Raw genomic sequence first — 13,981 nt, 5'->3', positions numbered from 1 at the left:
CGATTGTTGTCACCATCTAACTTCTGGACTCTTCCACTTCTAGCCTACTTATCCACACTTCTGCACTCTTCCACTTCTATCCTACTTATCCACACTTCTGCACTCTTCCACTTCTATCCTACTTATCCACACTTCCACTTCTAGCCTACTTATCCACACCTTCCATTACGACTTCTGCCACCTTTTTCAGCAGATTTGCATGCATGCCGGGCTTTTTGTACGATAGATGACAAGAACAGACAAGTTTACGAGGAGCTACGATATGAAGGCAATAACGGTGGCTGGAGCGGTAATCAGGAATAATGAGCAGTTGGTGCTCTGCGCGCTGCGTTCCGGAAGCATGTCCATGCCGGGTCTATGGGAGTTCCCGGGCGGAAAACTGGAGGCTGGGGAATCCCCGGAAGAGACGCTTGTAAGAGAGATTCGTGAAGAGTTGGGATGTACAATTAACGTAGGGGAAATGATTGAGGATGTCGTACACGACTATCCCTCTGTTCGGGTCAGGCTGCTTACCTATTGGGCGGTCGTCGTGGAAGGTAAGCCTCGGGCTAATGAACACGAGCAATTGTTGTGGCTGCCAGCCGAGCGGCTTCATGAATTGGAATGGGCTCCCGCTGACTTGCCTACTGTCGTTCACATTCAGAGTGGATGTGAATCGGGCCGAAGTACATGAATACTCCCACCACTTATCGATGCAATTGCCTCGGTTGAAGTGGGGTTTCTGGTGTCTCATCCTTAGAAGACTTTAGCCTGTCAGCTCAACCTTATATATTCAGACCTGAGCGTACAGCATCAAGAGAGTGACAGTTGTTTGCAAGTTCTGTACAATAATTGTATCGGTGAAGCACACCGCTTGTTTTTGAACGATTATCGTTCAGGAACGAGCGGTGTTATTTTTTAAGGAGGAGATTATGATGGTGATGAAGTATGAGGAGATGTATGGTAATTGGATCAACGAACATTTGCAGCAGCGAGCTAAAACCAGCGAACGTTGGAGAAGATTGAAGGAAGGACACGGTCATGCAGAGTCAGATTTCGCCAAGAAGATATGGCTGGAAGCCGTTGAAGATTTTAGTTATTTGCATCCTGAATACGAAGTATGCGACTATCGCGATCGCAGCAGATTCCTGGACTTTGCTTACATTCGCCCGCCATATCGCATATGCATTGAAATTGACGGATATAGCTGGCACAATCGCAATATTTCCCGCAGGCAGTTTTCTGACGATCTTTTCAGACAAAACGATCTGATTATGGACGGTTGGATTATGATCCGATTCTCGTACGATGATGTGAAAGACAACCCCCGACTGTGTCAACAGTATGTTCAGCAATTGCTTGGCAAATTATATGGATCCAATAAATCCGACCCCATTATGGGGCATATTCTTCCTGTTCAGCGAGAAATTCTGCGCTTTATTAGCAGACAAACTGGGAACCAAATTTGCTCACCTATGCAAATTGCAACATCATTAAGCCTGCACCCTTCTACCGTTCGTCGAAATATGAAACAACTTGTTTCTGTCGGTTTATTAGAAGGAGCTTCTGCTACACAAGCAGCTTATATTCGGCGATACCGTCTGACTGTGCGTGGGGCACGACTGCAGCTTCACTAGACATACCAATGGATAGCCTCTATTTCCTCCGGGACGGCTATGTGAGCATTTTGAGCGATAGCGCACACTTTCGGCTTATTTCCGGTCGCTATGTGAGCAATATGAGCGATAGACGGCGACTTTCGGCGGGACGAGGCACTTATGATGGAGCTATGTGAGCATTTTGAGCGATAGCGGACACTTTCGGCTCATTTCCAGCGGCTATGTGAGCAATATGAGCGATAGACGGCAACTTTCGGCGGGGCGAGGCACTTATGATGGGGCTATGTGAGCATTTTGAGCGATAGCGGACACTTTCGGCTCATTTCCAGCGGTTATGTGAGCAATATGAGCGATAGACGGCAACTTTCGGCGGGACGAGGCACTTATGATGGGCTATGTGAGCATTTTGAGCGATAGCGCACACTTTCGGCTCATTTCCGGCGGCTATGTGAGCAATATGAGCGATAGACGGCGACTTCGGCGGGGCGAGGCACTTATGATGGGGCTATGTGAGCATTTTGAGCGATAGCGGACACTTTCGGCTCATTTCCGGCGGCTATGTGAGCAATATGAGCGATAGACGGCGACTTTCGGCGGGGCGAGGCACTTATGATGGGGCTATGTGAGCATTTTGAGCGATAGCGGACACTTTCGGCTCATTTCCAGCGGTTATGTGAGCAATATGAGCGATAGACGGCAACTTTCGGCGGGGCGAGGCACTTATGATGGGGCTATGTGAGCATTTTGAGCGATAGCGCACACTTTCGGCTCATTTCCGGCGGCTATGTGAGCAATATGAGCGATAGACGGCGACTTTCGGCGGGGCGAGGCACTTATGATGGGGCTATGTGAGCACTTTGAGCGATAGCGCACACTTTCGGCTTATTTCCGGTCGCTATGTGAGCATTTTGAGCGATAGACGGCGACTTTCGGCGGGGCGAGGCACTTATGATGGGGCTATGTGAGCAATATGAGCGATAGCGCACACTTTCGGCTTATTTCCGGTCGCTATGTGAGCAATATGAGCGATAGACGGCGACTTTCGGCGGGACGAGGCACTTATGATGGGGCTATGTGAGCATTTTGAGCGATAGCGGACACTTTCGGCTTATTTCCGGTCGCTATGTGAGCAATATGAGCGATAGACGGCGACTTTCGGCGGGGCGAGGCACTTATGATGGGGCTATGTGAGCATTTTGAGCGATAGCGCACACTTTCGGCTTATTTCCGGTCGCTATGTGAGCAATATGAGCGATAGACGGCGACTTTCAGCGGGGCGAGGCACTTATGATGGGGCTATGTGAGCATTTTGAGCGATAGCGGACACTTTCGGCTTATTTCCGGTCGCTATGTGAGCATTTTGAGCGATAGACGGCGACTTTCGGCGGGACGAGGCACACATGATGGGACTATGTGATCACTTTGAGCGATAGCGCACACTTTCGACACGTTGTTAAGAACTTGTGAAAGCGCAACCTATTCCAATTCTGCTTCGTCTAACGTAATAACCAAGTCTCAACCCTATGGAGATGTTCAATCCATAGTTCAATCCATATCGAGAAGGAGGAAGACGATTGTGAAGAAGAAAGGAATGGTAGCTGTCGCACTGGCCATTCTGCTATCCATCATCCCGCTGGTGGCAAGCCCGCCACAACAGAGTGAAGCAGCGCAGAGACCGATCCAAATTCAAGTGAATGGCACCGAATTGGCGTTATCCGAGCCCGCATTCATTGAAGACGGCGTCACGCTCGCACCTGCCCGCGATATCGCAGAAGCGCTTGGCGCAGAAGTCACGTTCGAGGAATCCATCAATGGCGGTACGAAGCAAGTCCGTCTGATCCGTGGCGACAGAGAAGCTATCCTTACGATCGGCTCCACGGTTATGACGGCAAGAGATACGTCGATTCGGCTTGAAGCAGCGCCGCGCCTCGTGAACGGGGTAACAATGGTACCGCTGCGAGCGATCACGGAGTCGTTCGGCTCTATCGTCGCTTGGGACAACGCCACGCGTACCATTTTCATCGATGAGCCTCTTCAGCTGCCCACAATAGGCTCTGTAGATAAGCTGCAAGAGCTGCTGCAGCAATCGCCGGCATTGGAGTACAAGACGCGAATAATAAGCGTTGCAGGAGAATTTGAATCGGTAGCTGCCAAAGAATCCGTCGACATAACTACCGAAGCGACGGCCGGAGACGACTATTCGACGACTAACGTGCAGGTTGCCGGTGTAGATGAAGGGGATTGGGCGAAAACGGACGGCAATTTTATTTATCAAATATCCGGCAGAAACGTCTACATCTCCAGCATCTCGGATGAAGAGAAGCCTCAGTTGGCCGCCACCTTGCAATATGACAGTGAGGACGGATTCACTCCCGTGGCGTTGTATGTGGACGGAAATACGTTAATCGTCCTTGGCGAGAGTCATACATTCGTCCCCTATCCATTAGCCGATTCGAATAGCGATAATCAGAGCACACCCGCTGCAACAGATGTGGCTCCATCGCCCGAGGTTAGCTTGCCTCCACCTATGGGCGACAGCCGCAGCACGGTCAAAACGCTGCAGTACGAGCTGGACGATAATGGGCGGCCCACATTGAAGCGCGAGCTGTTCCAGGAAGGCAGCTATCTCTCCTCGCGGAAGGTGGACAGCGCCCTGTATGTCATCACGAACAAATATGCGCACTATTACCGCACCTTCGATACAATGGTTGTCCAACCGGAAGCGAATGTGAACAAGAAGCGGTCTCAAGAACCCACCGATATGGAACAACTAGCCTTAAGCTTTCAGCCGGTCTATGGCGATACCGCCATCGCGAAGAAAGTGCAGACTATTCCGCTTGATCAGATCCGTTACTTCCCGAACCCCGTCGAACAGAGCATGCTGCTTGTCGGTGCCGTTAATCTGGACGATACGGATACCGGTATGCAAATTTCGTCTTATCTGGGCGCAGGAGAGAACATCTATGCCTCCAAGAAAAATCTGTACGTCGCTCAGTCGAGGCACGAATTCAATGGCGAAGCTTATGTGCAGCAAACCCAATTCCATAAATTCCGTCTGGATCAGGGACAAGTGGTCTATATCGGAGAGGGGACTGTACCGGGAGCGCTGCTCAATCAATTTTCCATGGATGAGCACCGCGGATTCTTCCGAGCAGCCATAACCAATGGCAATATGTGGGCAACGGGTGAAGCACAGTCGACCAACAATCTGTATGTGCTGGACGAACGGATGAAGACGGTTGGCAAGCTGGAGGGACTCGCTCCCGGCGAGAGAATCTATTCCGCCCGCTTCATGGGAGACCGTGCCTATATGGTCACCTTCCGCAATGTCGATCCCTTATTCGCTATCGACCTGACACAGCCGGACAATCCGACATTGCTGGGCAAGCTGAAAATTCCGGGATACAGCGATTACCTGCATCCCTATGACGAGAATCATCTGATCGGATTCGGCAAGGATACAATTGAAGTGCCTTCCAAGGGCATGTCGCCGGATGATACGGTAGCTTATTACCAAGGCATGAAGATCGCCTTATTCGATATTACGGACGTGAACAATCCGAAAGAGAAATTCAAGGAGATTATTGGCGATAGAGGTACGCACTCCGATCTGCTGAATGATCACAAGGCGTTGCTCTTCTCGCGGCAGAAGGGGCTGATGGCTTTCCCGGTGGAACTGCACGAATTGCAGAGCAAGGATGAGGCCGCTGCAGGCGGCTTCCCCGCATACGGCGACTTCACTTATCAAGGCGCATATATTTATAGCGTCGATCTGGATAGCGGCTTCCAGCTGCAGGGACGCATCACCCACATGACTGACGATGACTACAAGAAGAGCGGGCAATACGGATATGATTACAGGAAGAAAGTGAAGCGGATTCTCTATTCCGGAGATACGCTGTATACGTTGTCCGAATCGCAAGTGAAAGCCAGCACGATGAGTGAGCTCGACGATCGAGGATCGGTCATCTATCCTGCTCCGTCACTGTCCAAACCGACAATCAAAGGAAACATTAAATTATCCCCGATTACCGTCGAGCCGGAAGTCGTGGAATCGGAAACTGTCGTGCCAAGTAACCGCTAAGAAATGCCATACAACCACGTTGAAATGCGGGGCGAGTGCCGCTTCCATGCACTTGTCCCGCATTTTCTCCTTGAAGCGAACAATCGTATCGGCGTGAATCATCCCATGTCAGCCCGGTCATGTATTACTCCGCTATCCGTTCCGGATTCTGATGAACGATCCGACCTCTCCCCCGCTAACCTTCATTCCTATCAATCTATCGCTTCACTGCCCCCAATTGTCACTTTCTGCTATAATAAAACAAAATACTGTAAGCCAAAGGGTGATAGCGGTGTCTGATTACAATGATCGCGACGAACTGGCGGAACGGCGTAGAAACAAGCTGAGAGTGCTGCATTTCGATGGCAAGGACGGCAATGAGCTGGTAGAGACGGAGAAACCGAAGGAGACATTGGAAGACGTCGGCGGATTGGAGGACGTGAAGAAGAAAATCCGCATGAACTTCATCTTCCCTCTGCAGCAGCCGGAGTTGTTCGCGGCATACGGCAAGGATGCCGGCGGCAGCCTGCTCCTGTTCGGACCTCCAGGCTGCGGCAAAACCTTCCTGGCCCGCGCTATTGCCGGGGAAATAGACGCGAACTTCATTCATATCGAGCTTCAGGCGATTCTATCCATGTATGTAGGCCAAAGCGAGAGCAACCTGCACGACCTGTTCCAGCAGGCGCGGCAAAACAAGCCTTGCGTCATCTTCATCGATGAGCTGGATGCGATGGGCGGAAGCCGCAACAGTATGCGCCAGCACCATGACCGCATGCTGGTCAACCAGTTGCTCCTTGAGCTGGACGGTCTGCAGTCGCTGAACGAGGGCGTATTCGTCATCGGCGCCACCAATACGCCGTGGTATCTGGACTCCGCCTTGCGCCGTCCCGGCCGCTTCAACCATCTCGTATTCGTTCCTCCGCCGGAGGAGCTGGAGCGTGAGGCGATCTTGCAGCTTAAGCTCGCGAACAAGCCTGTCGATCGGCTCCAATTGCCCAAGATTGCCAAGGAGACACGCCACTTCTCGGGAGCGGACCTGGAGCAGACGGTCAAGGATGCCGTAGAGCAGGCGCTGGAACGGTCGCTGCAATCCGGCAATATCGAGCCCATCACGCAAGACGATCTGCGGACCGCCGCCCGCAAGCGGAAGGCTACCACGCTGGAGTGGTTCGCCACTGCGAAGAACTACGCCACCTTCAGCGATATGAACAATGACTATCAGCATGTGCTCGACTATATGAAGAACAACGGCTTGAAGTGAAATCATAGAAGAGGATTGGATGCTCCATGTACAAAGAAGCCTCGGAAGTGCGGTATGAACGCATCTATAAGCTGCTGGAGTGGAGAAAATATCAAGAAGCTTCGGAGGAAGCGATGGCTGTCATTCGCGAAGAACCGGAGGACGCCAACGGCTACGCTGTGCTTGCTCAGATCTGTCTGCGAATGGACAGACATGACGAAGCGAAGCAATGGACCGAGGAAGCGCTGCGGAAAGATCCCGACAATCATCTCGCCTGGTTCGTGAGAAGCGTCGTTTTCTATGAAAGCAAACGGTGGAAAGAACTTGAGGAGGCACTCGTCGATGCGCAGCGGATCGACCCTTACGAGCCCTATTACTATTTCCTTCATGCCAATCTGTACAACAAGGATGGCAAGTTCCAGCAGGCGAAGCAGCGCTTGTCGGAAGGATTGGCGATATCGCCTGACCACGCCTTGCTGCTTGCGGCTTTAAGCTATACAGAAGCATTGCTCGGAGAGCGGGAGCTGTCCAAGCAATGCACCCGGCAAGCGCTGCGACTTGAAGTGGAATCCTATACGGTGTTTATGTATTTGGGTTGGGCGGCGGAGCAACGCGGCGATTACGATGAACAACTGCAGATGCTGGCCAATGCCATTCGGCTCGAACCGACAGACAAGCAGATTCGGGATGAATATTTGAGCGCGCTGCAGAAGAGCTACAAGCTGTACCGCATCGTGCTCGCCCCCGCCAATGCCATCAAGCGGTTCAAGCCTTGGCAGATCCTTCTTGGCTGGCTGCTGGCATGGTTTCTGTTCAAGCCGCTCATCCTTCTGTTCCTAGCGTTGTATGTCGCGACGCATTGGGTAACCAAGCTGCTCGTTCATGTGAAGGTGTTCGGCTGGAGCTTCAAGCGATGAGCCATCCTCCTTCCGGATCTCCCCAGTTACCCTTTATAAAGATAACTCTCCGTCCCTGTCGCACCAAGCTTGATGCGGAACAGCCCTCCCGCATGGGGTTGTTCTGCCAGTGCTGCCTCATCAAGCCCTACTCTCGCAGTCGTAATATACAGCTCGTCCATCCTGTCTCCGCCGAATGTACAAGATGACACCTGCGACGCCGGCACCGCCACCTCTCCGATCTTCGTGCCATCGGACGGATTCCATCGGCTAACCTTCCAGCCGTCCCACTGCGCAATCCACAGCATGCCTTCAGCATCGATCGTCATGCCGTCAGGCACCCCTTCGCCTTCAGGGATGACAACGGCCGTCCTGGGATTGGCAATCGTACCGGCTTGCTTATGGTACTCATATGCCACTACTTTCTTGGTGGGAGAATCGATATAATACATAGTTGCATGATCAGCGCTCCACGCTAATCCGTTCGAGCAATAGATTGCTTCGGCATGCCGGGCGACATTATGCTCCGTATCCAGACAGTACAGACTGCCAGTCGGCTCCGACTCCGCCATCGGCATCGTGCCTGCCCAGAATCGGCCAGCAGGATCGCACTTGCCGTCATTGAATCGATTGCCTGCAGGCTCGTCCTGCAGAAGCGCAAGCTCCTTCGGCTCCCCTCCTTCCGCTTCCAATCCATACAAGCCTCTTCCCGCCGCCATGACAAGTCCGCCCGACTCTCGAAGCACGACCGCCCCGGGCATCATGCCGACAGGAATTACGCGATCACTGCCATCATGCGGATTGTATATATGGATGCATTCCCCGATGATATCCACCCAATATAGCAATCCCTTCCTCTTGTCCCAGCATGGTCCTTCTCCCAGCATGGCTCCCGCATCAATGATAAGCTCCAACTTGCTACTCATCCCTCTTCCACCCTCTCTCGTCAATTATGCTTATTTTACCATACAAAGAAAGGGGGCATCACCCGGTTTTGCAGACCGTTCGCGCCCCCCTCCCCCTTTATGCAACGATGACTTATTCAGCCGTTTCGGTCGATACCTCTACACCCGCTGAAGAACCCGCTTCGCCGGACATCTCGCCCATCTCTTCGCGCATTTTGTCGTCAATCATTTTGTTGAACTCTTCTTCCGTCATTTCCTCCTGCGCCAGAAGCTCTTCGCCTTTCACTTGAAGCAGCTCAAGCGCTTCGTCAACCGACTTCGTGCCTTCCTTAATCGCGTTAAATTCCTGCTGCATGTAGTCGTTGAACATCATGCCGAACTGCATAGGAAGCTTGTCGTAGTCCTTGTAAGGATCAACATCGCTTGGCTTCAGCGCATAGAATGCCGCAACATTGCGGTTATTCTCGTCTTCAATGTACTTCGTACGGATCGGGAAGCCGTTATATCCGCTTACCTTCGCCTTCACGCGCGCATATTCGTCGCCGGAGATGTAGGAGACGAACTTCCAGGCCATATCCGTATTCGGCGAATCCTTGCTAATGGCTATAATGTTGTTATAGTTGATGCTGCCGCTCTGATCCGGGTATTGCGTGCTGACAGGCACCGTCACCATATCCCAATTGCTTACGATGGATTCGGGGTCCTTCACATAGTTCGCCGCCTCTTCGATTTCGTTCATGAAGTAGCTGCTTTCAATCGTCATCGCCAGCTTGCCGGAGATGAACGGCTTCCTCATAATATAATCTTCATAGCTGCCGCCGCCGAACCAATTGTTCCCATCCTCAAAATATAACGCATTCGAATCGAGCGCATCTTTAGCCGTTTGCACAGCCTTCTTCCAGCCGTCGGTATTAATCGACATCTCCTTTGTCGCCGGATTGACATATTTCAGTCCTTCGGACTGCGCCAGCATCTGGGTAAGATCGGACAGATTTCCGCTGTAGCCTGCTTTCAATCCATATACTCGTTCGTCCTTCTCCCCTTCCACCGGGAACATCCTTGCCAGGTTGATGACCTGATCCCAAGTCATCTTGTCCGTCGGATATGAAATATTGAATTTATCGAACAAGTCCTTGTTATAATAAATGACCTGGCTATAGAAGCTTGTAGGCAAGCCATAGAGCTGTCCGCCGCTAAGCTTCTTCATATGGTCTACCATGCCCGGAATGAGACCTTCCGTATCGAATTTATCCTTCGTCATGAACGCTTCCAGATCCTGAAGCTTGCCGTCCTGAGCCATCTTCTCGTATTCATTCGTATTGAGCAGCAGCACGTCCGGCTTCTCGGCGTCAATCAAGTCCTGCATCGCCTTGTCCCGATCGAATTCCTCGCCTTCCGTCTCCTGGCCGCGATACAGCGATTGCGTCGTGACGACATCAATCTCCACTTTGGGATACAATGCGCTGAACAACATGCCATAATCCTGGAAGAAGCTGCTCTCGTCATAATACATAACCTTTAGAGATGTGGCTTCCCCTGCCGTATCATTCTTCTCTCCACCCATGCTGCAGCCCGTCACAAGCGCCGCTGCAACGGCGACCGATGCTGCCTTCGTGTACCATTTTCTCATACATTTCTCTCCCTTATCCTATGTTCTCTCTGTATAAACCAATTTGCACCATTATTAAGACGTTCTAATTTTTCAAAAAGTTGCATCATCCTTGCTTTATTTGCTGAATATCGGAAACGATGACTCGGCCCCGCGTTAACTGTTAATATATTACATTAATAACAGTGAATAGCGAGACTGCTCGAAGCGAATAAAACAATAACGCCTTGCCATTCAAAATGAACGAGCAAGGCGCTTTGCTTCATGACAACTATTCTGCTGTGTCCGTATCTGCGGCTTCTTCTTCTACAATAACTTCTCCGGCCGCTTCCCTCATGGCGTTCCTTTCATCTTTATACTTCTCATCATAATACTTCTGGATCTCTTCCTCCGTCATATCCTCTTGGGCCATCAATTCCTCGCCCTTCACCTGAAGCAGCTCCAACGCTTCGTCTACCGTCTTCGTGCCGTCGGTAATCGCCTGGAACTCCGTTCTTATATGGTCATAGAACATCATGGTGAACTGCTGCGGAAGCTTGTCGTAATCCTTGTACATGTCCTGACGAGACGGCTTCAGCTTATAGAATGCAGCGAAATTGCGCCCTTCCTCATCCTTGATATACTTCGTACGAATCGGGAAGCCGCCGTAATCGATCACCTTCGATTTCACCCTGGCGTACTCATCGCTGGATATATACGAGATTAGCTTCCACGCCGCATCCGCATTCGGAGAATCCTTCGCAATCGACAGGATGTTGGAGTACCAGGTAGAGTCGCTGCTCTCCGGATTCTGCACGCTGACCGGCATCGTGACGATATCCCAGTTCTCCACGACCTTCGCATCTTCGCCGCCGTATTCCTTCGCATCCTTCATCTCTCGAATGAAGTGAGAACCTTCAAGCGTCATAGCCGCCCGGCCGGATACGAAAGGATTGCGCAGCGCATAGTGCCTGTACATCATGTCGTTTTCTTGATTTTGCAATAAAGTATCCTTGCTTTCATCATAGAGAGCTCCCGACTGGATAACGGAATGAGCTTTGTTCACGACATTCTTCCAGGCGTCCGTATTGAACGTAACCTGCTTGGTCGCCGGAATGACAAACTTCAGTCCTTCCGATGTGCCCAACATCATCGCGAGATCGTTCAGACTGCTCCGATAACCCAAGTTCAAGCCATAGACGCGGTCTTCTCCTTCGCCGTCAGTCGGGAACAGCTGGGCAAGCTGGATGACCTGCTCCCATGTCATGCCGTCTGTCGGAGGCTGCAGGTTATATTTGTCGAACAAGTCCTTGTTATAATAAATAACCTGGCTGGTGAACGAGGTAGGCAAGCCGTAGAGCTGACCGCCGCCCATTTCCTTCATGTAATCAACCATGCCGGGCACAAGTCCTTCCGTATCGAACTTATCCTTGGTCATTAAGGCTTCGATATCGTACAGCTTGCCATCTTGGGCCATCTTCTCGAATTGGCCGCTATCCAGCATGAGGATATCCGGCTGCTCCCGCTCGATGAACTCCTGCTGCGCCTTCTCGTAATCAAATTCTTCGTCTCCTTCGCCACGGCTGCGATAGAGGCTCTGCGTCGAGACAACTTCAATCTCAATCTCGGGGAACAAAGCGCTGAACAACATGCCGTACTCCCTGAAGAAGCTTCCCTCATCATAGTACATGACTTTTACAGTAGCCTGCTCGTTACCGCTTTCACTGTTCCCCCCGGTGCTGCAGCCCGTTACCGCAACCATTGAAGCCAATACGGCAGCGGGTACAATTTTTTTCGTTTGTTTCCACATTGCCTCTAACCCCTCTCCCAATCTATCCAATATGTACCAATCTCTATAACGTTTTTACTGGCCAAAAAGTTTCATATTTTTCATACTTTTGCTCATTTCAGCACTTTCCGCAGCCACTTCAGCTTGCCCTTGTACGGCGGGAACATGAAATCGTAGCGTATGCGCGTGCTGCGCTTCACCAGACTCTTGCGATGGGAGAACGTCTCGAAGCTGTGCTTGCCATGATAGCCGCCTATGCCGGATTCCCCGACCCCGCCGAACGGCAAGCCACCGTTAATAACATGGGATATGGTATCGTTAACGCAGCCGCCGCCGAATGAAATCCACCCCAGCACCTGGCGCTCCACATCGCTATCCTCCGTGAACAGGTAGAGGGCAAGCGGCTTGGGACGATCCAGCACCAGTTCAATCGCATCCTCCAACCGTGAATAGGTGATTACAGGAAGCACTGGCCCGAACAGTTCGTCCTTCATCGCCTCCACTCCCTCCCCTCTGCCAATTGCTTCGCCTGCATCCAGAAGTACGGGCTCGATATACAGATCCTCCCGTGCTACTCGGCCTCCCCATATGATGCGTTCCCGATCCTCTTCTACAATGGCGGCCAACCGGTCGAATTGCCGCTCGTTAACAATCCTCCCATAATCCTCGCTGACAGCGGGATTGTCCCCGTAGAACGCAGCAACTGCCCTTCGCATCTCCTCCTTCAGCTTATCCTTCACGTCGTGATGCACAAGCAAGTAATCCGGGGCGATGCAGGTCTGTCCCGCATTCATCAGCTTCCCCCATATAATGCGCTTCGCAGCCAGCTCGACGTTAGCTGTACAGTCTACGATGACCGGGCTCTTCCCTCCCAGCTCCAGCGTGACGGGTACGAGATGACGCGCGGCCGCCTCCATAACAATGCGACCAACGGCTACACTGCCTGTGAAAAATATGTAATCGAATCGCGTATTGACGAGCAGGGAGGTCGTCTCCTTCTCTCCTTCCACGACGCGGATATACTTCCGTTCGAATGCTTGCTCGATCAGTTGGCGGATAACGGCGGATACATGCGGCGTGCTTTCGGATGGCTTCACGACTGCGCAATTACCTGCCGCAATTGCACCTAGCAACGGCTCCAATACAAGCTGAACCGGGTAGTTGAACGGTCCTATGATGAGCACCGTGCCATATGGCTCATGCATCATCCAGCTCTTCGTCCCTGCCATGTGAATGGGCGTCCTCACACGCTCCGGCTTCATCCAGCGGCTTAGCCTCTTCATCGTATGGCTAATGCTGTGCAGCACGAGGCCAATCTCGGTGGCGTAGGCCTCCGTCTCACTCTTGCGCAGATCCTTGTGCAGCGCCTGCACCAGTTCCTTCTCATGCGCGAGAATCGCCCCGCGCAGCTTGGCGAGCTGCTCCTTCCGGAATGCCAGCGATGACGTTGCTCTGGAATGGAAATACGCTTTATGCTCTGCGAGAAGCCGCTCCGCATCCTCTTTATTTGTCAATTCCACGACTGCCCACCTCCTGCCTTCCACTTTCGCACATTCACAAAGGAACTTCAAGCTATGCTGCACGGCTATGCTCCGAGCTATATCTCCATTGGCGGCTGCACGACTATGCTGCGAGCTATTTCTCCAATGGCGGCTCCTTCGACATTCTTTCCCTTTACCTGCTCCATCGCCGCCACCTTTATCAGCTCACTTGCCCACCTTTCTTCTACTGGCTCTATCGCACGCTAACTGGCTCACTTGCGCACTTTATTCTCTAACGCACACTTCACTTTCTCTATTGCACACTTCACTTTCTCTATTGCACACTTTACTTTCCCTAATGCACACTTTCTCTACTGCACACTGCTTTCTCTATTACACACTTTAATTTCCCTAATGCACA

The 13,981-nt window shown here is 51.8% G+C and carries 9 protein-coding genes; 5 read left to right on the top strand and 4 right to left on the bottom strand.

Annotation, left to right across the window (positions count from 1 at the left end; translation table 11 throughout):
• Positions 1–262: 262 nt before the first annotated feature.
• From M6D81_RS23925 to M6D81_RS23905, 5 genes are all read left to right on the top strand, one after another.
• Positions 263–673 carry a (deoxy)nucleoside triphosphate pyrophosphohydrolase gene (locus tag M6D81_RS23925; RefSeq protein ID WP_262679687.1) on the top strand — a complete coding sequence of 137 codons (411 nt, stop codon included), beginning with the start codon at positions 263–265 and terminating at the stop codon, positions 671–673.
• Between the two features lie 238 nt (positions 674–911).
• Positions 912–1,616 carry a DNA-binding response regulator gene (locus tag M6D81_RS23920; protein ID WP_262679686.1) on the top strand — a complete coding sequence of 235 codons (705 nt, stop codon included), beginning with the start codon at positions 912–914 and terminating at the stop codon, positions 1,614–1,616.
• A 1,558-nt stretch (positions 1,617–3,174) separates the two neighbouring features.
• Positions 3,175–5,682 carry a beta-propeller domain-containing protein gene (locus M6D81_RS23915; RefSeq protein WP_262679685.1) on the top strand — a complete coding sequence of 836 codons (2,508 nt, stop codon included), beginning with the start codon at positions 3,175–3,177 and terminating at the stop codon, positions 5,680–5,682.
• 271 nt (positions 5,683–5,953) lie between these two features.
• A complete protein-coding gene (locus M6D81_RS23910) occupies positions 5,954–6,922 on the top strand; it encodes an ATP-binding protein (protein WP_262679684.1) in 969 nt (322 codons plus the stop codon).
• 26 nt (positions 6,923–6,948) lie between these two features.
• Entirely contained in the window at positions 6,949–7,818 is an 870-nt protein-coding gene (locus tag M6D81_RS23905) for a tetratricopeptide repeat protein (RefSeq protein ID WP_262679683.1), read from the top strand.
• Positions 7,819–7,844: 26 nt separating this feature from the next.
• Here the strand turns inward: M6D81_RS23905 and M6D81_RS23900 are convergent, their stop codons facing one another.
• The 4 genes from M6D81_RS23900 to M6D81_RS23885 form a co-directional block, all read right to left on the bottom strand.
• On the bottom strand, positions 7,845–8,723 hold the full coding sequence (locus tag M6D81_RS23900) for an SMP-30/gluconolactonase/LRE family protein (protein WP_262679682.1): 879 nt from the start codon (positions 8,721–8,723) through the stop codon (positions 7,845–7,847).
• Positions 8,724–8,835: 112 nt separating this feature from the next.
• The gene (locus tag M6D81_RS23895) at positions 8,836–10,332 is read right to left on the bottom strand and encodes an ABC transporter substrate-binding protein (protein WP_262679681.1); all 1,497 of its coding nucleotides are present in this window, start codon (positions 10,330–10,332) and stop codon (positions 8,836–8,838) included.
• Between the two features lie 250 nt (positions 10,333–10,582).
• On the bottom strand, positions 10,583–12,100 hold the full coding sequence (locus M6D81_RS23890; protein WP_262679680.1) for an ABC transporter substrate-binding protein: 1,518 nt from the start codon (positions 12,098–12,100) through the stop codon (positions 10,583–10,585).
• A 92-nt stretch (positions 12,101–12,192) separates the two neighbouring features.
• On the bottom strand, positions 12,193–13,623 hold the full coding sequence (locus tag M6D81_RS23885) for an aldehyde dehydrogenase (protein WP_262679679.1): 1,431 nt from the start codon (positions 13,621–13,623) through the stop codon (positions 12,193–12,195).
• Between the last annotated feature and the right edge of the window lie 358 nt (positions 13,624–13,981).

This window comes from Paenibacillus sp. J5C2022 (assembly GCF_025567625.1).
Taxonomy (GTDB): Bacteria; Bacillota; Bacilli; order Paenibacillales; family Paenibacillaceae; genus Pristimantibacillus.
This window is presented reverse-complemented; position numbering and strand designations above follow the sequence as displayed.

Coding starts and splice junctions, on each gene's coding strand:
- M6D81_RS23925 (WP_262679687.1), top strand. CDS start 263: ATGAAGGCAATAACGGTGGCTGGAGCGGTAATCAGGAATAATGAGCAG.
- M6D81_RS23890 (WP_262679680.1), bottom strand. CDS start 12,100: ATGTGGAAACAAACGAAAAAAATTGTACCCGCTGCCGTATTGGCTTCA.
- M6D81_RS23900 (WP_262679682.1), bottom strand. CDS start 8,723: ATGAGTAGCAAGTTGGAGCTTATCATTGATGCGGGAGCCATGCTGGGA.
- M6D81_RS23905 (WP_262679683.1), top strand. CDS start 6,949: ATGTACAAAGAAGCCTCGGAAGTGCGGTATGAACGCATCTATAAGCTG.
- M6D81_RS23895 (WP_262679681.1), bottom strand. CDS start 10,332: ATGAGAAAATGGTACACGAAGGCAGCATCGGTCGCCGTTGCAGCGGCG.
- M6D81_RS23920 (WP_262679686.1), top strand. CDS start 912: ATGATGGTGATGAAGTATGAGGAGATGTATGGTAATTGGATCAACGAA.